At 61.8% G+C, this 25135-nt stretch carries 28 protein-coding genes and 2 pseudogenes; 15 read left to right on the top strand and 15 right to left on the bottom strand.

What is annotated here, in order from left to right:
• Positions 1 to 56 precede the first annotated feature (56 nt).
• The 3 genes from hemA to NKJ55_RS13995 form a co-directional block, all read right to left on the bottom strand.
• Positions 57 to 1313 (bottom strand): 5-aminolevulinate synthase, encoded by a 1257-nt coding sequence (gene hemA / locus NKJ55_RS14005; protein WP_352450420.1) that lies wholly within the window; start codon positions 1311 to 1313, stop codon positions 57 to 59.
• 173 nt (positions 1314 to 1486) lie between these two features.
• On the bottom strand, positions 1487 to 1729 hold the full coding sequence (locus tag NKJ55_RS14000) for a hypothetical protein (RefSeq protein WP_023718664.1): 243 nt from the start codon (positions 1727 to 1729) through the stop codon (positions 1487 to 1489).
• Positions 1730 to 1809: 80 nt separating this feature from the next.
• Positions 1810 to 2415 (bottom strand): SCO family protein, encoded by a 606-nt coding sequence (locus NKJ55_RS13995; RefSeq protein WP_352450404.1) that lies wholly within the window; start codon positions 2413 to 2415, stop codon positions 1810 to 1812.
• 196 nt (positions 2416 to 2611) lie between these two features.
• Here NKJ55_RS13995 and NKJ55_RS13990 point away from each other — a divergent pair, with 196 nt between their 5' ends.
• From NKJ55_RS13990 to NKJ55_RS13950, 9 genes are all read left to right on the top strand, one after another.
• Complete coding sequence (locus tag NKJ55_RS13990) at positions 2612 to 3310, top strand: hypothetical protein (RefSeq protein WP_502895038.1); 699 nt, start codon at positions 2612 to 2614, stop codon at positions 3308 to 3310.
• A gap of 90 nt (positions 3311 to 3400) precedes the next feature.
• Positions 3401 to 4546, top strand: a complete 1146-nt coding sequence (locus NKJ55_RS13985) for a metallophosphoesterase family protein (protein WP_352450402.1) — start codon at positions 3401 to 3403, stop codon at positions 4544 to 4546.
• An 11-nt stretch (positions 4547 to 4557) separates the two neighbouring features.
• On the top strand, positions 4558 to 5019 hold the full coding sequence (locus NKJ55_RS13980) for a c-type cytochrome (protein ID WP_352450401.1): 462 nt from the start codon (positions 4558 to 4560) through the stop codon (positions 5017 to 5019).
• Positions 5020 to 5165: 146 nt separating this feature from the next.
• A complete protein-coding gene (locus NKJ55_RS13975) occupies positions 5166 to 6608 on the top strand; it encodes a cbb3-type cytochrome c oxidase subunit I (protein WP_352450419.1) in 1443 nt (480 codons plus the stop codon).
• The gene (locus tag NKJ55_RS13970) at positions 6605 to 8269 is read left to right on the top strand and encodes a cbb3-type cytochrome c oxidase subunit II (protein ID WP_352450400.1); all 1665 of its coding nucleotides are present in this window, start codon (positions 6605 to 6607) and stop codon (positions 8267 to 8269) included. The genes NKJ55_RS13975 and NKJ55_RS13970 overlap by 4 nt, the downstream gene beginning before the upstream one ends.
• Positions 8270 to 8420: 151 nt before the next feature.
• Positions 8421 to 8645 (top strand): hypothetical protein, encoded by a 225-nt coding sequence (locus NKJ55_RS13965; protein ID WP_023718671.1) that lies wholly within the window; start codon positions 8421 to 8423, stop codon positions 8643 to 8645.
• Between the two features lie 153 nt (positions 8646 to 8798).
• Positions 8799 to 8921: a hypothetical protein gene (locus NKJ55_RS13960; protein WP_352450399.1), complete on the top strand. Its 123-nt coding sequence runs from the start codon at positions 8799 to 8801 to the stop codon at positions 8919 to 8921.
• A 30-nt stretch (positions 8922 to 8951) separates the two neighbouring features.
• Positions 8952 to 9680 carry a sulfite exporter TauE/SafE family protein gene (locus NKJ55_RS13955; RefSeq protein ID WP_352450398.1) on the top strand — a complete coding sequence of 243 codons (729 nt, stop codon included), beginning with the start codon at positions 8952 to 8954 and terminating at the stop codon, positions 9678 to 9680.
• Between the two features lie 56 nt (positions 9681 to 9736).
• The gene (locus NKJ55_RS13950) at positions 9737 to 11863 is read left to right on the top strand and encodes a heavy metal translocating P-type ATPase (protein WP_352450417.1); all 2127 of its coding nucleotides are present in this window, start codon (positions 9737 to 9739) and stop codon (positions 11861 to 11863) included.
• A gap of 8 nt (positions 11864 to 11871) precedes the next feature.
• Here NKJ55_RS13950 and NKJ55_RS13945 read toward each other — a convergent pair whose 3' ends face one another.
• From NKJ55_RS13945 to NKJ55_RS13930, 4 genes are read right to left on the bottom strand one after another with little or no spacing between them, the layout of a single operon-like run.
• A complete protein-coding gene (locus NKJ55_RS13945) occupies positions 11872 to 13140 on the bottom strand; it encodes an NAD(P)/FAD-dependent oxidoreductase (protein ID WP_352450397.1) in 1269 nt (422 codons plus the stop codon).
• A gap of 6 nt (positions 13141 to 13146) precedes the next feature.
• Positions 13147 to 13488 carry a c-type cytochrome gene (locus NKJ55_RS13940; protein WP_352450395.1) on the bottom strand — a complete coding sequence of 114 codons (342 nt, stop codon included), beginning with the start codon at positions 13486 to 13488 and terminating at the stop codon, positions 13147 to 13149.
• 54 nt (positions 13489 to 13542) lie between these two features.
• Positions 13543 to 13869: a thiosulfate oxidation carrier complex protein SoxZ gene (gene soxZ / locus NKJ55_RS13935; RefSeq protein WP_352450394.1), complete on the bottom strand. Its 327-nt coding sequence runs from the start codon at positions 13867 to 13869 to the stop codon at positions 13543 to 13545.
• A gap of 21 nt (positions 13870 to 13890) precedes the next feature.
• Complete coding sequence (locus NKJ55_RS13930) at positions 13891 to 14340, bottom strand: thiosulfate oxidation carrier protein SoxY (RefSeq protein ID WP_352450393.1); 450 nt, start codon at positions 14338 to 14340, stop codon at positions 13891 to 13893.
• Between the two features lie 515 nt (positions 14341 to 14855).
• On the opposite strand from NKJ55_RS13930, the pseudogene NKJ55_RS13925 reads away from it, so the two are divergent.
• A pseudogene (locus NKJ55_RS13925) lies at positions 14856 to 15622 on the top strand (phytochelatin synthase family protein).
• A 329-nt stretch (positions 15623 to 15951) separates the two neighbouring features.
• Here NKJ55_RS13925 and NKJ55_RS13920 read toward each other — a convergent pair.
• Genes NKJ55_RS13920 through NKJ55_RS13910 form a run of 3 tightly spaced genes read right to left on the bottom strand, consistent with a single transcriptional unit; the run spans position 15952 to position 17758 of the window.
• Positions 15952 to 17046: an S-adenosylmethionine:tRNA ribosyltransferase-isomerase gene (locus NKJ55_RS13920; RefSeq protein ID WP_352450392.1), complete on the bottom strand. Its 1095-nt coding sequence runs from the start codon at positions 17044 to 17046 to the stop codon at positions 15952 to 15954.
• Complete coding sequence (locus NKJ55_RS13915; RefSeq protein ID WP_352450390.1) at positions 17043 to 17438, bottom strand: SDR family NAD(P)-dependent oxidoreductase; 396 nt, start codon at positions 17436 to 17438, stop codon at positions 17043 to 17045. The genes NKJ55_RS13920 and NKJ55_RS13915 overlap by 4 nt, the downstream gene beginning before the upstream one ends.
• Complete coding sequence (locus NKJ55_RS13910; RefSeq protein ID WP_352450389.1) at positions 17399 to 17758, bottom strand: SDR family NAD(P)-dependent oxidoreductase; 360 nt, start codon at positions 17756 to 17758, stop codon at positions 17399 to 17401. Before NKJ55_RS13910 ends, NKJ55_RS13915 begins: the two co-directional genes overlap by 40 nt.
• Positions 17759 to 17843: 85 nt before the next feature.
• On the opposite strand from NKJ55_RS13910, the gene soxR reads away from it, so the two are divergent.
• The 3 genes and pseudogenes from soxR (at position 17844) to NKJ55_RS13895 (ending at position 19331) form a co-directional block, all read left to right on the top strand.
• Positions 17844 to 18278, top strand: a complete 435-nt coding sequence (soxR, locus tag NKJ55_RS13905; protein ID WP_123148309.1) for a redox-sensitive transcriptional activator SoxR — start codon at positions 17844 to 17846, stop codon at positions 18276 to 18278.
• A 5-nt stretch (positions 18279 to 18283) separates the two neighbouring features.
• Positions 18284 to 18596 (top strand): annotated as a pseudogene (locus NKJ55_RS13900) (pyridoxamine 5'-phosphate oxidase family protein); the annotation flags it as partial.
• 147 nt (positions 18597 to 18743) lie between these two features.
• Complete coding sequence (locus NKJ55_RS13895; RefSeq protein WP_352450388.1) at positions 18744 to 19331, top strand: cyclic nucleotide-binding domain-containing protein; 588 nt, start codon at positions 18744 to 18746, stop codon at positions 19329 to 19331.
• Between the two features lie 66 nt (positions 19332 to 19397).
• On the opposite strand, the gene NKJ55_RS13890 is transcribed toward NKJ55_RS13895, so the two are convergent.
• The 3 genes from NKJ55_RS13890 to NKJ55_RS35635 all read right to left on the bottom strand — a co-directional run bounded on the left by NKJ55_RS13890 (position 19398) and on the right by NKJ55_RS35635 (position 22266).
• Positions 19398 to 19838 carry a hypothetical protein gene (locus tag NKJ55_RS13890; protein ID WP_352450387.1) on the bottom strand — a complete coding sequence of 147 codons (441 nt, stop codon included), beginning with the start codon at positions 19836 to 19838 and terminating at the stop codon, positions 19398 to 19400.
• Positions 19839 to 20085: 247 nt separating this feature from the next.
• Positions 20086 to 21387 (bottom strand): glucoamylase family protein, encoded by a 1302-nt coding sequence (locus NKJ55_RS13885; RefSeq protein WP_352450386.1) that lies wholly within the window; start codon positions 21385 to 21387, stop codon positions 20086 to 20088.
• A gap of 48 nt (positions 21388 to 21435) precedes the next feature.
• Positions 21436 to 22266, bottom strand: a complete 831-nt coding sequence (locus NKJ55_RS35635; protein WP_502904482.1) for a helix-turn-helix domain-containing protein — start codon at positions 22264 to 22266, stop codon at positions 21436 to 21438.
• On the opposite strand from NKJ55_RS35635, the gene NKJ55_RS35630 reads away from it, so the two are divergent.
• Both NKJ55_RS35630 and NKJ55_RS13870 read left to right on the top strand, forming a co-directional pair.
• On the top strand, positions 22222 to 22338 hold the full coding sequence (locus NKJ55_RS35630) for a hypothetical protein (RefSeq protein WP_502902839.1): 117 nt from the start codon (positions 22222 to 22224) through the stop codon (positions 22336 to 22338). The genes NKJ55_RS35635 and NKJ55_RS35630 overlap by 45 nt on opposite strands.
• Before the next feature lie 213 nt (positions 22339 to 22551).
• Positions 22552 to 22905 (top strand): hypothetical protein, encoded by a 354-nt coding sequence (locus tag NKJ55_RS13870; RefSeq protein WP_023680319.1) that lies wholly within the window; start codon positions 22552 to 22554, stop codon positions 22903 to 22905.
• A gap of 401 nt (positions 22906 to 23306) precedes the next feature.
• On the opposite strand, the gene NKJ55_RS13865 is transcribed toward NKJ55_RS13870, so the two are convergent.
• On the bottom strand, positions 23307 to 24122 hold the full coding sequence (locus NKJ55_RS13865) for an AraC family transcriptional regulator (protein ID WP_352450384.1): 816 nt from the start codon (positions 24120 to 24122) through the stop codon (positions 23307 to 23309).
• Positions 24123 to 24189: 67 nt separating this feature from the next.
• Positions 24190 to 25065 carry an NAD(P)-dependent oxidoreductase gene (locus NKJ55_RS13860; protein ID WP_352450383.1) on the bottom strand — a complete coding sequence of 292 codons (876 nt, stop codon included), beginning with the start codon at positions 25063 to 25065 and terminating at the stop codon, positions 24190 to 24192.
• Between the last annotated feature and the right edge of the window lie 70 nt (positions 25066 to 25135).

Below are 25135 nucleotides of genomic sequence, written 5' to 3'. Positions count from 1 at the left end.
CCTTAAGACCCAATCTTCGGGGAACGTCCGGGCAAGCCGAAGCCTCGTTCGGCCGCTCAGGCGAGATTGTCGCGTGGCAGCCCGAGCCGATTCCAGACATCGGACAGAGCTGCCGCGAGCCGATCAATCATGATGTCCTCATGACAGGGTGTCGGCGTGATGCGCAGCCGCTCAGTTCCCTTCGCCACGGTCGGATAATTGATCGGCTGGATATAGATGTCGTGCTCGCTCAGCAGCAGGTCGCTCGCCGCTTTGCAATGCGCCGGATCGCCGACTGCCACCGGAACGATATGGGTGTCGCCCAGGATGACCGGCAGCGCAGCGGCCCCCAGCGCCGCCTTGACCCGCCGGATGCGGTCCTGTTGGCGCTTGCGCTCCCACTGCGAGGTTTTCAGATGCCTGATCGCCGCTGTGGCCGCGGCGCAGATCGCCGGCGGCAACGCGGTGGTGAAGATGAAGCCCGGAGCATAGGAACGAACCGCATCGATCAGCACAGCACTTCCTGTGATATAGCCGCCGAGGCAGCCGAAGGCCTTGGCGAGCGTGCCTTCGATTACATCGATCCGGTTCATGGCGCCGTCGCGCGCAGCGATGCCGGCGCCGCGAGGGCCGTAAATGCCCACAGCATGGACCTCGTCGAGATAGGTCATTGCGCCGTAACGATCGGCGATATCGCAAATGCGATTGATTGGCGCGACGTCGCCGCCCATCGAATAGAGACTTTCGAAGACGATGAGTTTTGGCCGATCCGGACCCGCCGCCTTCAACAATTCCTCGAGATGATCGACGTCGTTGTGGCGGAAGATGCTCTTCTCCTTACCGGACTGGCGGATGCCCTCGATCATCGAATTGTGGTTGAGCGCATCGGACAGGATCAGACAACCGGGGATCAGCTTGGCGATGGTCGAGATGCCAGTCTGGTTCGACACATAGCCGGACGTGAAGACCAGTGCCGCCTCCTTGCCGTGGAGATCGGCAAGCTCGCCCTCGAGCTCTACGAGCGGATGGCTGGTGCCGGAGATATTGCGCGTCCCGCCGGCCCCCGTTCCCAGGCGGGTAGCAGTCTCCACCATGGCGACGACCACATTTGGGTGTTGTCCCATCCCGAGATAGTCGTTGGAGCACCAGATCACGACGTCCTTCGGTCCACGCGGGGAATGCCACACAGCATTGGGAAAGCGTCCGGCGATGCGCTCAAAGTCCGCGAACACACGGCAGCGCCGTTCCCCCTGCAGACGCGCGATCGCATCCGCAAAGAAACAGTCATAACTCCTAATGCCTGGCTCCAAGATACTGCCTTGCCCATCGGCCATATCGCCCGCACCTCCGGTCATCGGAGGTCCAAATCGCCGCGGCGCAATGACGTTCTTTACGCCGCCAGGTTTGCCGGTGTGCAACGCTGTGGGTTCCGCCATCGCCCGATTCCCCTGCTTGCATACGAATTATGTCGAAGCGCGATGCGCGCCGATCCCGCTCGCATCGTTCCTCACGACCCGCGTTCAGGAAGGTCGAAGTTGAGCTGCAACATTCGCGCTATGTTTATCAGAATCGTCTCGCAGACCTTATCTTGATTAGGATCCAGATATTTGACAGTCCAGTTTGCCCCGTTCTCCTTGGTTTCGAGCCGCTGAATCACAAAATCGGTGACGTCCCCGCATCCCGGCTCCTTATGAAGATCCGCGAGGATCAATGCCTTAAGCTCCGAAGCTTCCTTTGTATGTCTTTGCATGGCCGCTCTCCTTCCGGAAGACAACTTTCTATGGATCGATCAACTGCATAATCGTGATCTCCGTCATCCCAGGGATCGTGTCATCGCACCAGTTCACGCAACCTAGCGGCAATGCCGCTGCTTGGTGTGTCAGAGTCTAGCCCCTCCACGAATTGCCCCTGTGGGTTCATGATGTAGATGTGGGTGCCGTGATCCATTAGGTAGTCGCCACCGCCCGCTTCGCCCTGGCGCGCCACCCCGTAGGCGCCATATGCCTCCGAAACCGAAGCGATTTGTTGTGGGCTGCCGGTCAGCCCGACGATGCGCGGATCGAACGCCGCGGTAAAGCTTCCCATCACCTCAGGCGTGTCGCGTTCGGGATCGACGGTGATGAAGAGCGGTTGCAGTTTTGCGGCGTCGGGGCCGAGTTCCTCAATCGCAGCGGCGATTTCGGATAGAGTCGTCGGACAGATGTCGGGACAAGACGTATAGCCGAAGAAAACTAGCAGCCATTTGCCGCGATAAGTCTCATCGGTGACCATCGTTCCGTCCGGCGCCGTGAGCGTGAAGGGGCCACCGACCGTCACAGGCGCCGTGTCAGCTCGCACGAGCGGGTGGCAGATCGACAGGGCCGCTGCGAATATGATGCAGAAGAGGGTATGCGGACCGTGGGCCCAGGGGCGGAGGAGTCCATGCCGTCGCTTCATCAAGTACCTCCGGCACTTCGAGAATGACGCGCCAAAACCCCCGCGTGTGTTTGTGATTAACAAACTCGCCTAAATCACGCCACTTTATCATATTTTGTTGCTGGATGACTAGACATGGCACTGGTTAGGCTCTATTTTTAAAAGTTGCCCCTCATCTCTCTTGAAGGAGGTGGCTTTTATGACGATTCGCGAATTGATGAGCGGACTAGCGGCGATCGCTTTCGTTGCGACAATGTCCGCGCCTGCGCAAGCCTACGAAGTGGGTCCGGTCACGGGAGGCGGAACGATCGAGGGTACGATCGTCTACCGCGGCGATGTGCCGACAACAAAGATCATCCCCACCAAGAATATCGAGGTGTGCGGCGACCCCCGCGAGGAGCCGCTGATCGAAGTCGGCAGCGATCAGGCCGTGCTGAACGCGGCGGTGCAGCTGGTCGACGTGGCACAGGGAAAGGCCTGGCCGCAGCCCGGAAAGCTGCCTGAGCTTAACAACCTCAAATGTCGCTTTGAGCCCGCGGTGCAGATGATACCGGCCGGATCGTTGGAGGTGGTCAACAGCGACCCAGTGCTCCACAACACCCACGGCTATTATGGCAAGCGCACCGCCTTCAACGTGGCGTTGCCCAATAAGGGCCAGCGTATACCGGTCGAACTGAAGCGTGCCGGCACTGTCCGCATCGATTGCGACGCGCATGGCTGGATGGAGGGCTGGGTCTATGTGGTGGACAATCCCTACTACGCGGTCACCGGCGCCGATGGCAAATTCAGCATAACCGATGTTCCGCCGGGGGAATACAAGCTCGTGGCGATCCATCCCTTCACCGGGCCCATCGAGCAGCCTGTAAAGGTAGAGGAGAATAAGGCCACCAGTCTGACGATTGAACTGAAAAAATAACAAAATGGGCGACCCACTGATTCAACAGGGTCGCGTTCCTGCGAGAAGACCGACGCTTTAAGAAACGGTCTGCACTGAGGAGGAACCCTGATGTCTGACGAGCTTGACCGCATTCGGCGCGAAATGCATGCGGTGCTGCAGCAGCCTGGCGTACGCCCCGACGACTCGCTCCAAATCACCCGCCGCACCTTCATTCACAGATCGCTGCTGTTCGGCGCTGCTTCCGTCGGCCAGACCTTCGCGTGGTGGCCGCTGCTCAACACCATCGACGTCGCTCACGCCGCCGAAGCGCCCTTCAAGTTTGCCTGGATTTCGGACACCCATCTCTACGAGAGATCCCTCAACACGCGCTTCGTCGACAAGGTGGTGCGCGCCGTGCAAGAGGTCCAGGCCATGGATCCGCCGGCCGACTTTCTGATCTTCGGCGGCGACCTGGCCCAGCTCGGAAAGATCGAGGAACTTGAGCTTGGCGTTGAGCTCCTCAAGGATCTGACGATCAAGAAATACTACATCCCGGGCGAGCATGACTGGTATCTGGATATGGGCAAGAAGTGGGGCGAGTTGTTCGGCCAACCCAACTGGACCTTCGATCACAAGGGCGTGCGCTTCATTGGGCTCGATACGGTCAGCCGGGGACCGGACTACTGGACAGCGAAGAAGATGACGCCAGAGGAGCGCATGGGCCATATGGCTACCCTCGACGGCACGGTTGCCGGCGCGTGGGCCGGCGTCGGCCGCGACCAGCTCGACTGGATGCAGAAGACACTCGCCGACTGGGATAAGTCCAAACCGATCGTCATCTTCAGCCATAATCCGCTGTACGAGTACTACCCGCCCTGGAACTTCTGGGTGCGCGACTGGCGCGAAGTGAATGACGTGCTGAAGCCTTATACCAAAGTCACCAACATCCACGGTCATGTGCACCAGGTGCTCTACAACGAGATCGGCAGCATGCGCTCGATCGGCATGCTGGCGACCTCCTGGCCGTGGCCGTATGCGCCGGAAGGCCTGCCCAAGCTTACCAAGCCGATGATCCGTGTTGATCCGGGCGATCCCTTCGACGGGGTCGGTTGGGAAACCGTGAACGTCAACGCCGACGATAAGGTCGATGTCGAGTACATCATGTGGGGCCGCAAGGAGGTGTTCGTCCAGTCGCCGGAGGACCACGACAAGAGCATTGCGGAGGTCATACGGTCACGCATCGCCGACAAACAGTACCCATGGGCAAATCCATAAGGGTGGTGGCTATGATAAACACATCGACATTCCTGTGCATTCTGAGGCGTTCCACCGTCGCCGGAGCAGTCGTCGCAGCTGCCGTCGTCGGGCCGGCCAGTGCCAACAAGGATCCGGTGACGCCAAAGCAGCTGAAACTCTATCAAGAAGCGTTCATGGAGGAGGTCAGGAAAGGAGACCTCCTGTTCCATGGTGATGCGGCGATGAAGGAGCAATTGGGCGTCAAGCTGTCGAACACCGGGTGGGCCTGCGCCATGTGCCATCCGATGGCCTCCGATACCCACCCGCAGGCGTTCCCGAAGTTCCAGGCGTCGATGGCCAAGTTCGCGACACTGCGCGACATGATCAACTGGTGCATCGAGAAACCGAGCCAGGGCGAGAAGATCGATCCCGAATCGGAGGCGATGAAGGCGCTCGAGGCGTACATCACCTGGTCGAACAGCGGCTCGGTGTTGGTGCCAGGCAAATACTAGTCTCGTCGATAGCCGGGGGCACCGGCTTCAGGGAGCGCGAAGCGAGTCCGCCATCGGAGTGATACCTCGATGGGGAACGGTGGGCTTAAAGCAGTCGTGCGGCCCGGGAACCGCGCGGGAAGGGCTATGCGTTGGCAGAGACTGCGATGGTGCTGCGCGGCAAGTTCGCGAATGTGGACCTGGATGCGCTGGTCGACAACCGGGTCGTGCGGACCTGGCTTTATTTCGGCATGTTCTGGCTGATGGTGACGCCATCCGTCGGCGTCATGATCTCGGGCACCTTCAACTACCCCGACTATCTCGGATCGGGGAACCTCGAGCTCACCTTCGGCCGGCTGCGCCCAGTCCACGTCAACGGTGTCATCTTCGGCGCCTTCTCGACGCTTTTCATCGGCCTTTGCTACTATCTCGTGCCGCGTCTGTCGGGGGTGCGGGTGATATGGTCGGAGTGGTCGGTTCTTCTCGCATGGGTCTGGAACGTCGCAACGCTTGCCGGTTTGGTCGGCTTGCTGCTCGGCGACAGTGACGGTTTGGAAGCCGGAGAGCTTCCGCTCTACGCGAAGGTCGCATTCTTCATCGTGGTGGCTGTTGCTACCGCGCAGTTCCTGATCACGATCAGTCGAAGGCTCGAGCCGGCGATCTATGTCGCGCTATGGTACCTGATCGCCACTTTCGTGTGGACGACGATGAACTTCGTGCTTGGAAGCTTCATCCTGCCATACACGATCTCGGGCATCAACAGCGCCGCCTTCCATGGCCTCTATCTCCACTACATCGTCGGGCTGTGGATAACGCCCGCGGGCTACGTGATCATCTACTATTTCCTACCGGTCAGCGCGCGAAATCCGCTCTATGCCCATAAGCTCTCGCTGGTAGGCTTCTGGTCCCTGGCACTGTTCTACCCGTTCGTCGGCATTCACCATTACCTCTACAGCCCGATCGCGGACTGGGCCGAGACCTTGGCCGTCGTCACGTCGATGCTGCTGATCATTCCGGTGTGGACGGTGCTGGTGAACTTCTTCGGCACCATGATGGGCAGGTGGCATGAGTTCGGCAGGAACTTGCCGGCGAAGTTCCTGATCATGGGCTCGCTCATGTATCTCGTCGGCTGCTTCCAGGGCTCGACCGAGGCGCTGCGGCAGCTGCAGCAGCCGACCCATTTCACCGATTTCGTCATCTCGCATTCGCATCTCACTGTGTTCGGCACCTTCGTCGTCTGGGCGATGGGGGGCCTCCTCTATACTTGGCCGCGGCTGTTCGGGCGCGAACTCTGGTCCTTCAAGCTCGGCAACTGGTCGTTCTGGCTGATCACCGTCGGCATCACGACCATGGGCCTGGTCCTCACAGCGGGCGGGCTGCAGCAGGGTTATCAATGGATGAATGGGGTCGAATGGCTCGACTCGCTCGTCTGGATGAAGCCCTACTGGCTGGCGCGGACCCTGGCAGGCATCAGCATGGATATCGGTATGTCGCTGCTGGTGGTGAATCTGATGCTGACCGCACTGACCAGCCCGGCGACTGAGGCGCGACGCGCCCGCGGGCCGGTGGAGGCGCCTATCCCGGCCCCGGCGGGAGGGCCCGCGCAGTGAACGTTCGCTTCTTCGCGCTGTTCGCCGGCGTCTTCTGTATCACCCTTGCGGTGATCACGCAGGGCGTGCTGCCCTTCGTGGAGCCGTCCTCGCGAACTACGCGCGTGACCTCGGTGGTGCGCACGGATTTCGGCCAGCTGAAATGGACGGTTTCAGAGGCGACGGACTACACCGAGCAGCAGCGTCGCGGCCGCAACATTTACCTGCGCGAAGGCTGCTGGTACTGCCATTCGCAATTCGTGCGGCCGGTGACCGGCGAGATCCGCCGCTGGGGACCGGTCAGCGAGGCGGGCGAATACGCCTATGACGTGCCGCACCTGTTAGGCACACGCCGGATCGGACCGGACCTGACTCGCGTCGGCCTGAAATACAGCGACGAATGGCACCTGGCGCACTTCTACAATCCGCGGATGCTGGTGCCGGACTCGATAATGGCGCCGTATCGCGGGCTCTTCCACGAGCCCGATGCAGCCGTCCGTATCGTTGACGACGGCGCTGGCAATCGGACCCTGGAAAGGACAGAGGCCACCAAAGGCCTGTTCGACTTCGACAGCAAGCAAGCGATCCAGCTGACGCCCAATGCGTACGGGTTGCTGTTCGTGCCGCTGAAGGCGCGCGAAAGAAAGCCGATCATCCTGACGCCGAACGACGAATACACAGGCGAAACCGTCAGCATCGCGGCGGAGACGGAATCGCTGGCGGCACTTGTTTCCTACGTCCAGAAGCTCGGCACGAACCGGGGTAAATGGCGCGATCTTTTCGAGCCGCAAAGCCTGGAGGTCATGGATGCGACGATGCCGCGCTCCGAGGAATGGATTGCTTATGGCAAGGAAGTCTATGAGCGCCGCTGCATCGGTTGCCACGGTGCCAAAGGCGACGGGAACGGGCCGGCCGCCACCTTTATGTTTAACCAGCGGCCCAGGAACTTCACGTCCGCAGTCTTCAAGTTCAGATTGACAAAGGAGCCCCTGCCCACGGACGGCGACATGCTGCGCACCATTACCCGCGGCATCCGCGGCACGGCAATGCCCCCTTGGTACGAATTGCCGCTCAACGATCGGCTGGCGGTGATCCAGTACATCAAGTATGAGCTAGCGGTTGACCGTTCCAATCCCGCCAGTCCTTACGCTTTCTTCGTCGAGGAACCGCCTGGCCCACCGTTGTATATCGGGCGCCCGCCGACCCCGTTCCAGACGATGCTGGACCGTGGCAAGGAGGTTTGGCAGGTAGCGAAGTGCTGGGAGTGCCACGGCCAAGGTGGCAAGGGCGACGGCGAGAAGGCGGCCGGCCTCAAGGATGATATCGGGTTCGCCACCGTGCCGGCCGACCTCACCAGCGGCCAGTTCAAGTCTGGCCCGGCCGTCGAAGACATCTTCCGGACGATAACTACCGGCCTCAGCGGCACGCCGATGCCGTCCTATCGGGATGCCTTTCCGGACGAGGACCGGTGGGCGCTTTCCTATTTCGTGGTGGCGCTTTCCGCCTATAAAGACCCGCTCTCGCTGCAGCCGCTGTCGATCAAGAAGGAGGCCCGCGCGGCGCTGAACGATCTGGAACTGGTCGCTGACAAGCCGGAGCGAGCCTATGTGCCCGATCCGTCGGTGCCGGCGTCCGGCCCGCCAGCTCCGCCTGGCGAGGAACAGGCGCCCGCCGGAGGTTAGCGCATGCTCGGTTTTGAAGTCACCGGACCCTATGCGGGCGCCATGCTGATGAGCCTGGCGGCCCTGTTCTTGTTCATCTGGGGCGTCCTGTCCGGCGCGTTGAGCGGCACCGACAAAGCCGCCAATGGTTTTTTTGAAAGGGAAATGGAGAATGAGCGATCTGCAGAGCAGCGATCCGGAGAGCCCGACGCATCCGGAACTGGATGTGCGTCAAAGCTCGCACCCTGAACTGGAGGACTATGCCGGCGGCCTGATACAGGCGCGTGTGGGATTCATTCCGCTATGGCTTCTCGTCGTCTACGTGCTGCTGTTCGCCTGGGGGCTGTACTACATGTATGTTTATTGGGGCGGGCTCGGGCCCGGCCGTCTGTTCTAAGTAGACGGTCGCAAGGGCTGGTAAGACAGGAGTGATGGAGACGATGATAGCCAAAATTCTCCTTGGGGTCGCCGCATTGAACCTCCTTTTCCTGTGTTTCGAGCTGACGATAAACGTGCTTCGTCTTTATTTCGGCTGACATAGGAGCAGCGGATGCTACAGGACACCGTCTTCAAGCTTGCTGACGCCGGCTTGCCGCAGATGCTTGGCTTCCTCATCTATGGCGGCTGCACCGTCGGCTTTATCCTCTTTCTTTTGTATCTTGTGCGGCAATAGCGTCGCGTCCGCGCCACTGTGCAAACGCCAATGATCTACTACCTCGTGATCTTCGCCGCTGGATTTGCAGGCAGCTTTCATTGCATCGGCATGTGCGGCGGCTTTGCCTGCGCGCTGGGCCGCGATCAGCGAGGGGGAGGCGCAACCGTCCTTCGCCACCTGCTCTATAACACCGGCCGATTGACAACCTATTGCTTTCTGGGCGGGCTCGCGGGCGCGATCGGTCAGGTCATCTGCACCACGCAAGGGCTAACGGCGGCGCCGCTCTTGAACGGCTCCCTCGACATCGCCCAACGAATTCTCGCGATCGTCGCTGGCCTGCTCATGATTGCCATGGCGTTGCAGTTCTTCGGCTTGCTGCAGGTCTTTCATCGCCTTGCGATCGGATTTGGCGCCAGCACATTTGCATTGTCCCTGCGCGGTCTGTTGACGGCCCGGAGCAGCGCCGCACCGCTCGCCTTTGGCGTTTTCAACGGCTTGCTGCCATGTCCCCTGGTCTATGCCTTCGCCGCCCAGGCGGCGAGCACCGCCGGAGCGCTTCCCGGGTTTCTCGTCATGGCATCGTTTGGACTGGGAACCTTCCCCGCGATGTTGATGATGGGCGGCGTTGGCCGGATACTCGGGCCAGCCTGGCGGCGGCGCGGCGTGCGGCTGGCTGGTGGCTTTATTCTTTTGCTCGGTCTCATCACGCTCGGCCGTGGTCTCCTGCCTTCCGACGCGCATATCGGCCTTGCCTGGCCGGGCGGGCATCCCGCATGACTGCGCATGGCGATATCCTCTGTAGCCATTGTTCGCTGCCCGTCGGTCAGCGCCCGATGGAGCGCAGGCTCAACGGTGAGGCTTGCGCGTTCTGCTGCTACGGCTGTTGTATCGCTTTTCAGGTGAAGAGCGGCAGACACGAAGAGTGGGAAGCCGCCTGGCTTCTGATCCAGCTCGGCGTCGGAGGCTTTCTCTCCATGAATATCATGATGTTCAGCCTCCTCCTCTATTCGGACGCGTTCACCGGCGTCGATGCGGGCGTGCTGCCGTGGATTCACTTTTTGCTTTGGATCTTCGCCACGCCGGCGGTGGTGATCCTCGGCGGACCCTATCTGCGCGACATGTGGCTCAATGGCATTCAGGGACGAGTGACGTCGTCGGCACTCATCGTGCTTGGCGTCGCTGCCGCTTACCTCTATTCGGCATTTGCCGTGTTCGAGGGCAGCACGCATGTTTATTTCGACACCGCCGTGATGGTGCTGATGCTATTCACAGTTGGCCGCTATCTCGAGGCTGTTGGCCGCGCCAGGGCGGCGCGCGACCTCGAACCTCTTCTGGCCGCAGAAAGCGAGAGCGCGACCGCGGTCGATGGCGCGGCAGAGATCCGCCGTCCGGTGCGGGAGGTGACGGCCGGCATGCTGGTGCGGGTCCGGCCAGGCGAGCGCATTCCGGTCGACGGCGTGGTTGTCGAGGGAGAATCGAACACCGATGAAGCCGTAATTACCGGAGAAAGCCGGCAAGTGACAAAGCGCGCCGGCTCCAAGGTGATTGCCGGCAGTATCAATATCGACGGCCCGCTCCTGATCCAAAGCAGCGGTGACGGAACCGCAACCCGCTGGGCACGGATTTGCCGGTCGGTCCGCGAAGCGCTGGGCCGTCGCAGTCCAACCCAGCGCCTTGCCGATCGCGTCGTTGGCGTGTCCGTGCCGCTCGTCCTCGCCCTCGGCGGGCTGACGACCGTTTACTGGGCCCAGTCACTGCCGTTTGATCGGGCGTTGCTGATTGGCCTCTCGGTGCTGGTGGTTGCCTGTCCTTGTGCAGTCGGCCTCGCTGCTCCGATGGCGACATCGCTCGGCATCGGCCGGCTGGCGCGGCACGGCTGCCTCGTCCGCGACCCCGGCGTGCTCGAGACCCTCGCGCGTGTACGGTTGCTCGCCTTCGACAAGACCGGCACTCTGACGGCGGGCAAAGCGCGTCTCGTCGGCGTCGACCGCGAGGAGGTCGGCATCGACGAAGTACTGGCGCGCGCCGCCGGTCTGGAGCGCCATTCCGAGCATGGTCTGGCGCGGGCCATTGCGGCAGCCACCGCTCAGCGGGGGATCACGCCGCTCGTCACCCGCGAGATCCGGATGGTTCCCGGCCGTGGCATCCGCGGCAGCGCCGAAGGCCGGCCCGTGGCGGCAGGGAACGGCAGATTGATGAATGATCTCGGCTGGCCGCTTCCCCCGTCGCTGGCCGAGCGTGCGCAGTCGCTGGAGGCGAGCGGTCATTCGGTGGTCTATGTCGGTTGGGGCGAGCGGGTTCACGCCGTGCTGTCGCTCGATGATTCGCCGCTTCCCGAGGCGCAGGCCACGATCGCGGCCCTGCGTGAGCGCGGGCTCGACGCCACGCTGTTGACCGGCGACTTGGCGCAAGCGGCGGAGCGGATCGCGGCCCTGGTCGGGATCAAGGACGTCCAAGCGGGCCTTTCGCCGGAGGCCAAACGGCTGGCCCTGGATCGGCTCCGCCATGACCACGATTCGGTGGCGATGGTCGGCGATGGACTGAATGACGGGCCGGTTCTGGCCGCCGCAGATGTCGGTATTGCCGTCGGCTCCGCCACCGATCTCGCCCGCGAGACCGCGGCGCTCGTGCTGCCTGCGGACGGATTGTGGATGCTGCCCTGGATCGTCGACGTGGCCCGCGCGGTGCGCAGGACCATCTTGACCAACCTTATGTGGGCGTTCGGCTACAACCTCGTCGCCTTGACGTTCGCAACATCCGGACTTCTGCAGCCCATCCTTGCGGCGGCGGTCATGGCCGGCTCGAGCATCCTCGTGGTGGTGAATTCGCTGCGGCTGGAGCGGCTGCCCGATCCTGTTGCAACGCTGGTCCCGGAGCAACGATCCGGCGCCGAGGCGGAGCGCGCCCAGAATGGTGCCGGCATTTCCGCAATGGCCGGCCCGGCCGTCGAGCGGAGTTGAGTTTCGTTTCAGCCAAACACGTCGTGCGTGAAGGCGTCGTACCAGCCTTCCGCGGCGCGCGCAGCCTGCCGGCGGATATCGGCGCTCTCGCCCACCTTGCTGACGAAGCTGATGACGCTCTTGAGCTTCCCGTCGACGGGCTTGAAGCTGATGGCGTTGCTGAACGCATCGTCGGGCGCGAGATAGGTGTAGCAGGTGTTGAACAAATGCGCCGGGAAACGCGCTGATCCGGTGAGATCGGCCGCGATGGCAAAGGCGCAGGCTTTGGCCTGGCTGTTGGCGCAGAAGGCGGATTTCGGCATATCGCCGCCGATGATCGCGTCGCCGACCAGATGGACGCCGGGCTGCAGCGCCGATTCGAAGGTGACCGGATCGACCGGACACCAGCCCGACTGATTGGCGAGCCCTGCCTGCTGCGCCAAGCGCCCGGCCATTTGCGCCGGGATGACATTGGCCACCGCGGCCTTGAATGTTGCTCCCGCGGTGATCACCGACCGGGTCTTCGCGTCGATCGCCGTGACCCCGCCGGTGAACTGGGCCGGTAGCCATTCGATCATTCCCGGATAGTGGCGGTTCCAAGCGTCCTGGAACAGGTCCTGCGCGTTGAAGCTGTCTTTCGAATCGAGGATCAGAATTTTGGCCTTGGGTTTGCTGCGCTGGAAATAGGAGGCGATGAGCGAAGCGCGCTCATAGGGGGCGGGCGGACAGCGAAACGGATTCGGCGGGACGACGATGACGAATAGGCCGCCCTCCTCCATGCTTTCCAGTTGCTGGCGCAACAGCTCGGTTTGCGGCCCTGCATTCCAGGCGTGCGGCATGATCTCCATCGCAGCTTCGTCATAGCCCCCAAGCGCCCGATCCCTGAATGCGATGCCTGGCGCAACAACGAGACGGTCGTAGCTGAGCTTCGAACCGTTGTTCAGCGCAACGGTTTTCGCCGCCGGGTGAATCGCTTCAGCGGACTCATGAATGACGGTGATGCCATATTGTTTTGCCAGCGCTTCATAACCATGACTGAGCGATTTGAACGGGCGCAGCCCGGCGAGATAGAGATTGCTGAAGAAGCAGGTCGTGTAGCTCTGTCGCGGTTCGACCAGGGTCACCTCGATAGCCGTGGCGCTGACGGCGAGATATCTGGCGACCGTTGCGCCGCCGATGCCGCCGCCGATCACGACGACACGCGCCTTGGCCTGGCTCCGCGCCTTCGGCTGGTTGAGCGCCGTTAGCAACGCTGCTCCAGTCAGGCGGCCGAACTCGCGACGCGTCCAGAATTTCATGGCGCGCTACTTTCCCTGCGCTGCGACATAGCGCGCGACGCTCGCGATCTCCTCGTCGCTGAGCGACAGCGCGATAGCGTGCATGATGTGATTTGGACTCTCGCTCGCCCGATAGGCAAGCAGGGCGTTGGTGAGCCTCTCCTCACCAAGCCGGATGATGCTGGGAACGCCTGTGCCGCCGCCATCGAGGCGATGGCAGGACGCACAGGTCGCGGCGAGTTGAGCGCCTTGATCGGCCCCCGCCGCCGCGCCGGATTGGCTAACGAGAAGCACGAGGCCCGTGGCAATCGCAGATCTCGCGAGGGGGCGCATGCTGAATACCCGTCTGTTTCGGAGTTTTCCGGTCACGCTCCCACTCAACTTGTCACGCCATAATTCGCGCAGCTCGATTGCGTCGCCACCTCAACCGACCGTGAGCCGGTGCGACAACGTGTAGACGGCACCGCCGTCCTCCTCCCAGACGAAATCGAGCCGGCCGCTCTCCGTCGCGCGCAAGGAAAATTCGAAGAACGGGTTAGCCGAAATCGCCTCGTGGAGATCGACGCTGAACACCACGGATTGGTTGTAGCGGCAGACAAACCTGTTGATGATCTTGCGCGGGATTACATTGCCTTGATCATCGTGGCGCAGCCCTGTTTCCATCTCATGGCTGATGATGGTCTTGACCTGAAAGACGTCGCCCTTCGCCGCAGCGCTTGGTAGGATCACGCGTGGTGTGGGGGTGATCACTGTCCGGCTCCCTCTCGGATGTCAGGCGCAGCCGTTGGTGGCGACGTCAACCCAAGCCGTGGTCATCAGCAGATTGCCGTCATTCATTTCGGCGACAGCGATGACATGCTGCGGTTTGGCAAGGCGGATGCGGGTCGACACGCGGGGCAGGCTGCGTTGCGGGACGAAATGGAAACTGGCCACTTCGATGATCGGGTTCTGCGGCGCGAACACGCGGATTTGCCTCACGTGGTCGGGCTCAGTCATGGGGCTGTCGATGTCGAGGCTCATAGGCACGGTGTAACCGGTCGGGAAGACCGCCGGCATTATCAGGTGAAGGCGGTCCGACTCCGTGGCCGTCCGCCCGGTGAGCTGTTTGACGAGTTCCAGCGCTTCATCGTTCGCACGCGCGCTCAGCGGTGAGAAGAGCGCGACTCCGGCAAACCCTGCACTCCCGGCGATCAACACATCGCGGCGCGTCAAGCTCATCATCCCGGTCTCCGCCTTTTTTGCGTCACTCCGAAGACACACATCAACAGCGGCAGGAGGCGGCGCAATCGGACACATCAGTGCGGCAGCTTTGAAGTTTAGCACCGCCAACCGCTGCGAGCAAATCTCTTAGAAGTGCCCAAGATCTCTTAGCCGCCCTCGAAACGGTCAAGGCATTGCAGGAAAGGACGCTCCTGCGTTTGTCGGATTTCTAATCACGCTCTTGGCCGGCCATCAGACGCTCGAACTAACTGGAGCGCTCTGAACAGCGCCAGCGCAATGTCGGATTTACAAGCATGTGCGACATTCAGGATAAGGCTGAAGAAGGACCGGTTAGGGTCAGATCGCGTCATGCGACGCTCGCAACTGAACGACCGCCAAAAGGGTCGAACTCGGTCGTTCAGAGCGATTTGGGTTTTGCCGGCCATGAGGAGATCCCGAACTTTGAACGAAGTTGTCGGCCGGGCGCGCCTGATACGGCCCCTCCTCTCGAACCCGACCTTCGACCCTGAACGGGGATGGTGATACACGCCGCACGATCACCCAGCGGAGACGTTGCCATGTCTAAGCACTTCGTTCATGGGGCAGTGGTCGCATTTGGGCTGTTCGTCACCAGCGCAAGCGCCGAAACCCTGAAGCTTCCTGACAATCTGGCCGGCTTTAGTTCTGATATTGGCGAAAACTACTTCGTCGAAAGCGATGCACGGGAGGCCTATTTCCCTCTCGCAAGCAACTTTCTGACGCAGAAGACACAGTCCTATTGCGGTGTCGCCAGCATCGTCATGGTGCTGAACGCGCTCAATGTACCGGCGCCTTCGGTTCCGGAGTACGAGCCCTATCGCACTTTCACGCAGGACAATGTCCTCGATGAACGAACGGACGCCATTCTCGCCCGAGATGTTTTGGCGAAGAAAGGTATGACCCTCGATCAGATCGGTGGAATTCTTGCGACGCAGCCGGTCAAGGCAGAAGTCCATCATGCCGCCGCAGCTCAGTCGACGAGTTCCGCAAGCTGGCGAGTTCCCATCTCGGCCAGTCGAACCATTTCGTGATCGTCAACTACCTCCGCAAGGCAATCGGACAGGAGAAGGGCGGCCATATCTCGCCGCTAGCAGCCTATGATGGGAAATCAGACCGCTTCCTCATCCTTGATGTCGCACGGTATAAATACCCTCCAGTGTGGGTGAAGACATCTGAGCTTTTCGATGCCATGAACACCCAGGACTCCGACAACGAGAACAAGACCCGCGGCTTCGTCCTGGTATCGGCGGCTTCTGTTCAATAGTGATCACCGCCTTCAACGCGATCATCCAGTCTGTGAGCGAGGGGTCACGCGCATTGATGCGGGGCCCCACAAACCATCCCGCCCCGCCCGCCGATGAACCCGGTGGGTGCCGACCCGGCATGCGCTCGCCCCGGCGGCGGCGGTCTCACACGCTGGCGTTCTAGGGTCAAACTCTACCAACTGGCTGCCGCCAATGGCCGAGATGGATGGTTTGTTGCTGTTCGCCTCGTCCACTGGAACGAGTAAGGTGCGCCAATTGCCGACCTTTCCGGCGCTTCTCCGAAGCTGACGTTCGCGGTGCGGCCGGAATGCCGCCGAACCTGCCGACATCATAGCCACGCCTTGAGTAGAGGCTTCGTCTCGAGCACCTCGGCACGGTTCCGTTCGCGCGATAGAAGCAGCGGTTGGCGATTGAGCAGCATGGAATCGCCGAATTCATGCGCGCGGTATCGATACGCGGTGAAGGCTGCGGAGGCCTTGGCGAGCACAGCATCGTCGGCAAAGGCGCGCAGGAGCTCGAAATGGCTTTCGCCGGGCTGGTGGACGCCTGTGAGAATCGCATCGACCACGCGAAGCCGCGTGCCCCGCGCGATGCGCCCTGTCGCAATGCCATTTCCGGCACGCACATTGCCGCCGGGATTGGCGGCTGCCTCAAGTGCGCGCACTACGCTCGTGCCGATCGCAATGATGCGGCTGCCGCGCAGCTTCGCCCGCGCGACCTGCGCCGCGGTGCGCCCAGGGATGCGGTATGGCTCGTCGAAGGGAAGGCGCGAGTCGAGCGCGGGATCGCCGGTGGAGGAGACGCCCGCAGCATGCGTGAGTGTTGCAAAGCCAACGTCGTGCCGACGCCAGGCTTGGAGCGTGCGCCAGTCGAGCGCGAAGCCTGCCGACGGCGCCTCGAACGCGACCGGCCCGGCGGCAATCTTCGTCCAGACATCCCACAGTGCCAACGGCTCGGGAACATGCGCGTATTGGATCGGCCGGCCGTACTGCGCCAGTCCTGCAAGCACCGCTGCGCGGTTGCCTGGGAAATGCAACTCGAGAAGGCGTGGATGGTCGAGAAGGCGCTCGACGGCGGCGTCAAGCGAGCCGAGCCGGAGGCGATCGCCTGGTGACAGCGGAGGTGGAGGCAGCCGGTCTTCCGTGTGCGTGCGGTGATCGCCCGAGCCGAAGGCAATCGCCATGAAACGGGTTGGATCGGGAAGTGACAGCCAGCCCGCCAGGCGGATCTCGATCGCCTCACCGCTTGGGACATGCGTGCCGTGCAAGCTGGCAGGCAAGGTCGCGGCGTCATTGGCGACGACCAGATCGCCGGGCTTGAACAGCGTCGCGAGTCCAGCTCGCGGCAGGTCGCGCATCGTGCCGTCCGCCTCGACGACGAACAGTCTGGCGGAGCGCCGATCGGGACGATCGGCGGCAATCATCCATGTGCTCCGGCGAGACGCGTAGAGCGGACCGGCAACGCGTCGAGCATCTTTTCGATGATCTCGGCAGCTGCCTGCTCGGGGCGCTTCAAGGTCGCCGGATCAGCATCAGGGATCGCGAGCGCGTGCAGTGGGGTGTCCATATCGCCGGGGTCAGGCGCGAGGAGCCGGATGCCGTCTGCTTTCGCCTCCTCGTCCCAAATCGCCGTCAGATGGGCAAGAGCGGCCTTGCTCGCGCCGTATGCTCCCCAGCCGGGATAGGCGTTCACCGCGGCGTCGCTGGAAATGTTGATGACCAGCGCGCCCCGGCCCTCGCGTGCGGACGCGGCAAGCGCACCGAACAGGGCTTTCGTCAGCCGGAACGCGCCGACGAGATTGACCGCGAGCGCCATTTCCAGCTCCTCGCACTCGGTATCGGCAAGGAGCGCCAGAGGGACAGGGCCGACGCATTGTTGATCAGGACATCGAGCCCGCCGAGGCTGGCGGTGACCTGCAACGCGATCGGGTAGATGTCCTCCTTCTTGCCGACGTCGCCGACAAAACCGTGCGCGCCCGTCTCGTCGGCGATGCGTTCGACATTCGCGGCGGTGCGGGCGACGAAGGCGACGCACGCATTCATCGCGGCAAGCTGCCGCACAAGCGCCAGTCCGAGGCCGGACGTGCCGCCCGTGACCGCCACGCGAAGTCCCTGAAGTTCGACATTCGTCTGCATTGCCAGTGCTCCTTTAATCCGTATGCCTCTTGCTACAAGTTCAAGTTAACTTGAAGTCAAGCGGGAATTGTGCTTTCGTTCATGCATGGATTCCATGCTGACCATCACCGACGTGGCGCGGCGCAGCGGCGTCGCCTCATCGGCCCTGCGCTTCTACGAGGAGCGCGGGCTGATCGCGTCCGAGCGGGCCGGCTCGGGACATAGACGCTACCCGCGATCCGTGCTGCGCCGGATCGCCTTCATCGTCTTCGCGCAGCGAATTGGGCTGACGCTCGAGGAGATCGGCGCCGAGCTGGCCAAGTTGCCAGCCGATCGCGTGCCGTCGCGTCGGGATTGGTCACGGTTGTCGGGCCAGTGGACCAAGCGCATCGACCAGCGCATCGCCGAGTTGCAGCGCCTGAGGTCGGGGCTTACCGAGTGCATCGGTTGCGGCTGCCTGTCGATCGACCGGTGTAGCCTTGCGAACCCTGCCGATATGGCAGGACGCAAGGGGCCGGGGCCGAGGTATTGGCTGGGGTGAGTTGGCTTTATGCATTTTCCATATTGGGCAAGAAGATCGACTGGATGCGGGCCAATCCGCTGGTGTCCCTCCAGGTCGACGAACGCGGCCAAGGACGGGGATGGAGAAGCGTGGTTGTAGAGCCGCTATGAAGAACTGCCTGACCAGATCGGCTGCAAGGTTCAGCGCGACTATGCATGGTTAGTGTTGAGCAAGCACGCCAACTGGTGGGAGCCGGGCGCCCTCAAGCCGGTCATGCCTCCGGTGTCGGACAGCGCGCCCCACGTGTTCTTCCGGGTCTTGATCGAGCAGGTGTCGGGCCGCGAGGCAAGTGAGTAGCTGTCTCCACTGCCGCGACGGCTGAAAGCGGTGGCTGGACCGGCGCGTAGGGAGCGGTTCTAGTAGTTTCCCGTACGGACATAACCGAATTTCGCCACGGGCCGATTAGCGCGATTGCTGTTCCACGGATTAACCGGGAAAACAGCCATGCACGCCTACACCAACTCCAGAGTTGCACTGCCGTCGCGGTCCTCCCAGCCCAACCTGCCGGAGGCTTTCGAGCCCGCACCGCTGCAACCACTCAGCTTCTATCCCGCCGGCGCGGAAATCTACGCCCAGGGCGAGAAGGCCGGAGCCTTCTACCAGTTGAAGTTCGGCGGCGTCCGCGTCTACCGCCTGCTTGCTGACGGCCGCCGGCAGATAAATGCCTTTCACCTCGCCGGAGAGACATTCGGCTTCGAAGCCGGCACCACGCATCATTTCTTCGCCGAGGCGATCAATGCCACCGGTGTCCGCGTCTTCCGCCTCGCTGCTGGAGCGGACAACTCCCATCAGTTGCTGCCCATGGCGCTCAAGGGGTTGACCAGAGCGCAGGAACACCTGCTGGTCCTCGGTTGCCAGAGCGCCATCGAACGCGTCGCCGCATTCCTGGTCGACATGGTGGAACGGCAGGGCGGATTGCAGCAGGTCGAACTGCCAATGTCGCGTATGGACATCGGCGATTATCTCGGCCTCACAATCGAGACTGTCTCACACTTCAGACCAATTGACAGCGGGGCACCAAGAGCAAGATAGCAGCGCGGAAGACTATCTTGTTTGCCGCTGGAAGACTGAGGAAACAGCGGGCACGTCTATCGGCGTTCAGGCTTCCGGACGAAGGCATGGACCGGCACATGGCCACATTGCATCCGGACCGAATTCAGCATCGATCGCCTCGCATGCCGCAGCAAGATCGGCGCTGGTCGCTTCGTGGCGGCGTTCGGCCTCGCTGCAGGCCCGCTCGGCCATGGCCAAGCCGTTGGCCAGCATGTCGAGGACGGGGATCAGGATCGGTCTCGGATCGATGCCGTCGGTTCGAAGCCGGCTCGGTGCGTCCAGCGCGCTCAGCCATTGGTCAAGTTCGAAGAGAGCGGCACCAGGTTGCAGGCCAAGCGACCAGTTAAGCGGCAAGTTTTGCAAGCCGCGGCTCCGGCCTGCGGCATGACTGAAGAGCCGGCGCAGACGGTCCTGACTGAGGCCATTCAGCAGAACGTCGTCAAGCGCGCCACAAGCCTGGCCTTCGCGCGACGCCAAGGTGGGCATGGTCAGGCTCCTTGTTGAAGAAGCCCGCCATGCTCTGCTCGAGCCGAACGACGCTCAACGCGAGCGCGACGACCGGTTCTTGATCTCTACCTCAACCGCGCGCGCCCCTCCCGCGCAGCGGGTTCGTTCCTCGGCCCTATGCTGCTGAGTACCAATGCGCCGCTAAGGCGACATTTGCAGCAAATGCGGCATGTGCTAGCAGTCAAGAGTCCCGGTATCAGTCGGGGAGCTTTGTCATCTCGACTTGTTATAGCCAACCGCCCGAAAAACCGGCTCGGTGCAGTCCCGCGATGATGGCCGGCACGCGGCGCATCAGGCGCCACAGGAAGCCCGAGCGGTAGTTCTCTATCATCAGAGTGATCGGCCCCTGATTGATGCCGACATGGTCGGGCGATACCCAACCGCATGGCCGGCCGTCGGCGGCTGCTATTGTCGGATTGAAGCTTGCGGTGAAGCCGTAAGGGTTGCCCTCTTGCAGGTCGATCTCGTGGAAATAGCGCAGTGCCGGCAGAACGATCTCTGGTGCAAAGGGCAATGAGGTAATCGCTGCCCACGGCGACAACGTCCCATCATCAGGGCCGAATGGCACGCCGCGCGCCAGATAGCCGAAGAAGCGGCGGCCACCGACCGTCATTTGGGGTTTTGTCGGGCTTGGGCCGTCGCTGGCGGTGATGCCCCAGCAATTCTCGCCATAACCGCTGAAGCCCTTCGGATTGCGAATGGCGTAGTCTCGTTGCAGGTAGGTTGCCTCGCGGCTGTTCTCGAAATAGTCGCAGTCGTGGTTGCGCATGGAAGCATCGCGGATGCCGCGAAAATCGATCCAGATATGCGAGAGCTGGTGGACGAAAAGTGGACCAGCGTAAACCAGTTCCCGGCCATAGATCTTTTTCCACTTGTAGGTGGATAGCCAGGCCGCATAGCTCTCGGGCGGCAACGGATGGGTTGGCGAACCGAGGCCCAACACATATAGGATCACCGCTTCGTCGTAGCCTTGCCAGCGGTAGCGCAGGAAGCCTTTTCCAGGCCGCCAGCCATGGGTGACGGTGGCGCTGCCGTTCTGCGCCCATCGCCAGTCGGCGCGCCGGTAGAGCGCATCGGCAAGCCGCCGGATTTCCAGTTCGGATTCATCGTCCTCGCCAAAATAGGCGCCGGCGGCCAGCACGCCAGCAAGCAGAAGCGCCGTATCGACGGTGGACAGCTCACACTTCCAGACGCGGCGGCCGGTCTCAATGTCGAGGAAATGGTAGTAGAAGCCCTTGTGGCCCGTTGCGTCGGCTTCGGGCCCTTGCGGCGCGTTCCAGAAGAAGCGAAGCGTGGCGAGCGTCCGTTCAGCGGCGGCGGCGCGCGTCATGAAACCGCGCTCGACACCGACGGGATAGGCCGACAGGGCGAGCCCGACGGCGGCGATGCTGGCCGGTGACCCCGGGGTGTTGCGGTCGGCGATCAGGCCATTCGCCGGGTTGGCCTCTTTGAGAAAATAGTCGAAGGACAGGCACTGGATGTCCGAGAGAAGCTCGTCGTTCTGCAGGTGGTCGCTCGATGCATCCATGGCTGTCGATATAGAGGGGTTCGCTGCGCTTCCCACCTTTTGGTCGTCTTATCGCCTATGCGCCAGTCGCGAAACGCGTGCCCTCCCGTGCGAGCGGGTTCGTTCTGCGACCCCTTTCCGGACGTTGATGGCACAAATAGATGACCGAGCATTCGTCAAAATCATGATTAAACTGGCGTCGGACGGCCGAACTGCGTTTGATACTCCTTTGGGCTGATACCCCTGCGTTTGCGGAAGTGATGTCGCAGCGTATCCGCTGAACTCATGCCCACGGGCGGCGGCGATCTCTTCGATGCTGTGGTGGCGACCAATCAGGAGCTGCTTCGCCTCGTCAAGGCGCTCGGATACCAGCCATTCGCCTGGAGGCGATGCCGTCGCTTGGGTGAAGCGTCGTATAAAGGTCCGCAAGCTCATGTGGCATTCCGATGCCATTCGCTCCAGCGTCCAGACGCCGCCGAGTTCAGCCCTCATCTTGTCCAGCAGTGGCGCAACTTCTGACCCACGCCGTGTCGGAACAGGTCGTTCAAGGAATTGCGCCTGCCCACCGGTACGGTGCGCCGGCATTATAAGCCTTCGAGCCACGGAGTTGGCCGCATCAGCTCCAAAGTCCTGGCGAACGATCTCGATCAGAAGGTCAATGCCGGCGGCACTCCCGGCGGACGTGAACACGCGGCCATGCGAGCGGTAGAGCGAGGCATGATCCACGGCCAACTTTGGATACTGGCTGCGCAGTGCATCAGCGTAGCGCCAATGCGTCGTACGGACTGTTGGGATGTTCATGATGCGCTGTCGCGCGAACCCGATTTCGTCCTCCTCGATGTCCGCAGCCCTTCGATGTTCGCCCAAGGTCATGTCCCCGGGGCCATCAACTTGCCCCATGGCAAGATTGTCCGCTCAAAGCTCGAGCGCTGGTCCGACCAAACCGCATCCGCCTTCGAACCGTGGCAGTAATCGCCACCTGGTCACCAATGCCTATTCCCCGAGCCATGCCATGGATTCTGGTGCGGGCAGTGTCCTCTTCAAGAGGCTTCTAATATACGCCCGCCATCCTAAGGCTGACCTATGACCAGAGTTACAAAAGTTGAACTTCATCGGGGAACACTCCTTCTGTCTGCCTGTTGGATTTGCCAGGCGCATCCCGCGCATTCAGACAGGAGAAAGAAGATGAAACGCATCCTTTTGGCTTCGGCCGTGCTGGCGGTGTCGGCCGGGCTTTCCTTTGCCCAGACGACCAGCGGAACTTCGAGCGGAACCTCGACGAGCGGAACCTCGACCACGACAACCATGCCCAGTACGACGGATCAGGGCACCGGCACGACGAGCAGCGGCACCAACATGTCCGGCGATCAGGGCACCGACACGACCACCACCAGCGGCACCACGAATCCGAACTCGGCCAGGGACTGCGCGCCCGGCCAGCAGACTGGCAGCGCTCAGCAGGCGGCGCCTGGTCAGCAGGACACGGCAGCCAACACCGCCGCGCCGGGCCAGGTGAAAAAGACCGACGAAGGTTGCTGATTGGCACATCGGCCCACGTTGGAATCACCAGTGTGTGGCTGGCCAGTCTCCCCCGACCACCGCCTGAACTCACTCGGCTGGCGAGCAAGTTGCCGCCAGCCGAGCATCAGTCCAGGAACCTTTGCGCATGCTTGTGCTTTCAGTGGGGCACGCCTGGCTTCTGTTTGCTTTCGGTCAGATAGATATCCGTCTGCTCGCGCATCTTGCCTGAAGGGAGCTGCGGCCGCGCTCAGAGGAGAGGCTAACAGGTGATTTCGATCGACGCGCTGTATTGCCGATAGCGCCAGAGCGATTCGAACCCCTACATCGGACAACGTTTTCGGGGTTGATCGTTGCGGCCGGCTTTGCAGTGGTTCCGGAGGAACGGAGCTTCCGCCGCGTTGCCCGGCGGGCTCAACCCACTACTGACTGCTGCGAGCCAAAGTCGGCGATCTCACCTCGTAGAAGTGAGCGGACCGTCTCGCCAGCTCGCAAAATTCCGTGGGTGTCAGACCTGTAAAACGGCGGAACTCATGAACGGCCTGCGATTGATCAAAGTAGGCCTCATCGACAAGCTGCGTAAATTTCTCGTTCGGATCTTGCAATATCGCTTTGATAGTTCGTCTCAACCGCGCAAGTTGGCGAAAGCGGACCGGCGAATTTGCCGTCGCTCTCTTGAAACGGTTCTCAAGCTGTCTCTCGCTCAGTCCCACAAGATCGCAGATTTTGGAGATCGATGATGTTCCCGTCTCGAGGAGTCGGAAGGCGGCATCGAGGGTGCCCCGCTCTGCTCGGGGATTGAGACGTTGCTGTAGAAAATGGTTCAGCAGGTGGACCCGCGTGCTGTCAAGCGCCGTGGTTACGATTTGCTCCGTCAGACGCGTTGCCTCTTGTCCCCAGATCACCTCGAGTGGAACAATTCTGTCTGCAAGTTCGGAAACAGGCACTCCCAGCAGATGTTCTGCCATGCCCGCCCGAATACGGACAGCAAGAAAGTGAAATCCCGGCACGGCCTTTGGGTGAATGGGCTGGCTACGGCAGCACAAAACATGGGCCCGCGGCGGCTGTTTCCCGTTAAGCAGAAAGCCTGGTGCAACGTGAAAGAATATCTCAGCTCCGCCTGGGCTTGGCCAGAACGGCATGAATTCGATGTCTTCGCCAGGATTGGTCTCACGTGACCAGTAGCGATCAACCACGTGACCTATCGATTCGATCGGTCGATAGGATATACTCAGCATCCAAGCCTCTCAAAATCCATGACCTATTTGTTACGCCATTTCTGCAGCCGCCCATCGCATACATAGATTATCTTGGCTCAGTGTACAGGCGCACGATGCCGGTTATATTGTCATCGCCCATGCCGCGATCAATCCCATGCTGGAAGACCTCGCGGGCCGCAATAGTCAGAGGCATATACTGTGAGCAGTCCGCGCCCGCCATAGCGATTGCATATGCAAGGTCTTTGTCCACGAGTTCTACTGGAAACAATGGTGCGAACGTGCCCGCGCGCATGGAGGCTGCCATCGTTTTCGCCGCTGGGCTGCTGGCGGGCGTCGTGCCAATAATCTCGACGGCTCGATCGACATCGGCGCCCAGCCGCTGCAGCAGGCCAATGAGTTCGGCCATTGCGCCAACCTGGACAGCGAGAAGAGAGTTGACGGAGAGCTTCACCATGGCGCCTGCCCCGACCGGCCCAGCGTGATGTACTGCCGTGCCCATGGCTTTGAGCAGCGGTTCTGTTCGCGCAAGGACGTCCTTCTCGCCGCCGACGAGATAGATCAGCTGGGCCGCCTCCGCTTGCGGCCGCCCGCCTGCCACCGGTGCCTCAAGGAAGGCGACGCCCCGAGCCGATGCGGCTTTGGCGAGCTCGCCGATCCAAACCGGCGTCAGTGTCGAGCTCTCGATCGCCACCGCGCCTGCCTTGAGCCCAGCAAGTGCTCCCGTGTCCTCGTCGAGCCATATTTTTCGTGATGCAATGTCGTCTCGAACCATGGCGATCACGAAATCTGCTCCTGCCGCGGCCTCTCGCGGTGTGCCGGCGAGACGTGCTCCTGTGGAAATGAGCGAATGCGCCGCCTCCTTTGACCGGTTCCACACCGTCAAGCGGTGCCCTGCCTTGAGCAGATTGGCTGCCATGCGCGACCCCATCGCTCCAAGTCCTAGAACTGCCACTTCAGCCATCGGAAATCCTTTCCATCCGTCGTAGGTTGTATCAAGAGCCAATCCAGTTGTGTGGTCGACAGCTAAACGG

The organism is Mesorhizobium sp. M0106, assembly GCF_040322715.1.
In the GTDB taxonomy this organism is placed as follows: domain Bacteria; phylum Pseudomonadota; class Alphaproteobacteria; order Rhizobiales; family Rhizobiaceae; genus Mesorhizobium.
Note: the sequence above shows the minus strand (reverse complement) of the source record. Positions and strands in the feature narration are given on the sequence as shown.

Excerpts from the sequence above, each read along its gene's own strand:
- NKJ55_RS35635 (WP_502904482.1), bottom strand. The coding sequence starts at position 22,266 with ATGGGGCAAGTTGATGGCCCCGGGGACATGACCTTGGGCGAACATCGA.
- soxR (WP_123148309.1), top strand. The coding sequence starts at position 17,844 with ATGGATTCCATGCTGACCATCACCGACGTGGCGCGGCGCAGCGGCGTC.
- NKJ55_RS13985 (WP_352450402.1), top strand. The coding sequence starts at position 3,401 with ATGTCTGACGAGCTTGACCGCATTCGGCGCGAAATGCATGCGGTGCTG.
- NKJ55_RS13975 (WP_352450419.1), top strand. The coding sequence starts at position 5,166 with ATGGTGCTGCGCGGCAAGTTCGCGAATGTGGACCTGGATGCGCTGGTC.
- NKJ55_RS14000 (WP_023718664.1), bottom strand. The coding sequence starts at position 1,729 with ATGCAAAGACATACAAAGGAAGCTTCGGAGCTTAAGGCATTGATCCTC.
- NKJ55_RS35630 (WP_502902839.1), top strand. The coding sequence starts at position 22,222 with ATGTTCGCCCAAGGTCATGTCCCCGGGGCCATCAACTTGCCCCATGGC.
- NKJ55_RS13895 (WP_352450388.1), top strand. The coding sequence starts at position 18,744 with ATGCACGCCTACACCAACTCCAGAGTTGCACTGCCGTCGCGGTCCTCC.
- NKJ55_RS13990 (WP_502895038.1), top strand. The coding sequence starts at position 2,612 with ATGAGCGGACTAGCGGCGATCGCTTTCGTTGCGACAATGTCCGCGCCT.
- NKJ55_RS13865 (WP_352450384.1), bottom strand. The coding sequence starts at position 24,122 with ATGCTGAGTATATCCTATCGACCGATCGAATCGATAGGTCACGTGGTT.
- NKJ55_RS13945 (WP_352450397.1), bottom strand. The coding sequence starts at position 13,140 with ATGAAATTCTGGACGCGTCGCGAGTTCGGCCGCCTGACTGGAGCAGCG.
- NKJ55_RS13890 (WP_352450387.1), bottom strand. The coding sequence starts at position 19,838 with ATGCCCACCTTGGCGTCGCGCGAAGGCCAGGCTTGTGGCGCGCTTGAC.
- NKJ55_RS13910 (WP_352450389.1), bottom strand. The coding sequence starts at position 17,758 with ATGCAGACGAATGTCGAACTTCAGGGACTTCGCGTGGCGGTCACGGGC.
- NKJ55_RS13885 (WP_352450386.1), bottom strand. The coding sequence starts at position 21,387 with ATGGATGCATCGAGCGACCACCTGCAGAACGACGAGCTTCTCTCGGAC.
- NKJ55_RS13995 (WP_352450404.1), bottom strand. The coding sequence starts at position 2,415 with ATGAAGCGACGGCATGGACTCCTCCGCCCCTGGGCCCACGGTCCGCAT.
- NKJ55_RS13980 (WP_352450401.1), top strand. The coding sequence starts at position 4,558 with ATGATAAACACATCGACATTCCTGTGCATTCTGAGGCGTTCCACCGTC.
- NKJ55_RS13955 (WP_352450398.1), top strand. The coding sequence starts at position 8,952 with ATGATCTACTACCTCGTGATCTTCGCCGCTGGATTTGCAGGCAGCTTT.
- NKJ55_RS13960 (WP_352450399.1), top strand. The coding sequence starts at position 8,799 with ATGCTACAGGACACCGTCTTCAAGCTTGCTGACGCCGGCTTGCCGCAG.
- NKJ55_RS13870 (WP_023680319.1), top strand. The coding sequence starts at position 22,552 with ATGAAACGCATCCTTTTGGCTTCGGCCGTGCTGGCGGTGTCGGCCGGG.
- NKJ55_RS13930 (WP_352450393.1), bottom strand. The coding sequence starts at position 14,340 with ATGATGAGCTTGACGCGCCGCGATGTGTTGATCGCCGGGAGTGCAGGG.
- NKJ55_RS13965 (WP_023718671.1), top strand. The coding sequence starts at position 8,421 with ATGAGCGATCTGCAGAGCAGCGATCCGGAGAGCCCGACGCATCCGGAA.
- hemA (WP_352450420.1), bottom strand. The coding sequence starts at position 1,313 with ATGGCCGATGGGCAAGGCAGTATCTTGGAGCCAGGCATTAGGAGTTAT.
- NKJ55_RS13950 (WP_352450417.1), top strand. The coding sequence starts at position 9,737 with ATGGAGCGCAGGCTCAACGGTGAGGCTTGCGCGTTCTGCTGCTACGGC.
- NKJ55_RS13920 (WP_352450392.1), bottom strand. The coding sequence starts at position 17,046 with ATGATTGCCGCCGATCGTCCCGATCGGCGCTCCGCCAGACTGTTCGTC.
- NKJ55_RS13915 (WP_352450390.1), bottom strand. The coding sequence starts at position 17,438 with ATGGCGCTCGCGGTCAATCTCGTCGGCGCGTTCCGGCTGACGAAAGCC.
- NKJ55_RS13860 (WP_352450383.1), bottom strand. The coding sequence starts at position 25,065 with ATGGCTGAAGTGGCAGTTCTAGGACTTGGAGCGATGGGGTCGCGCATG.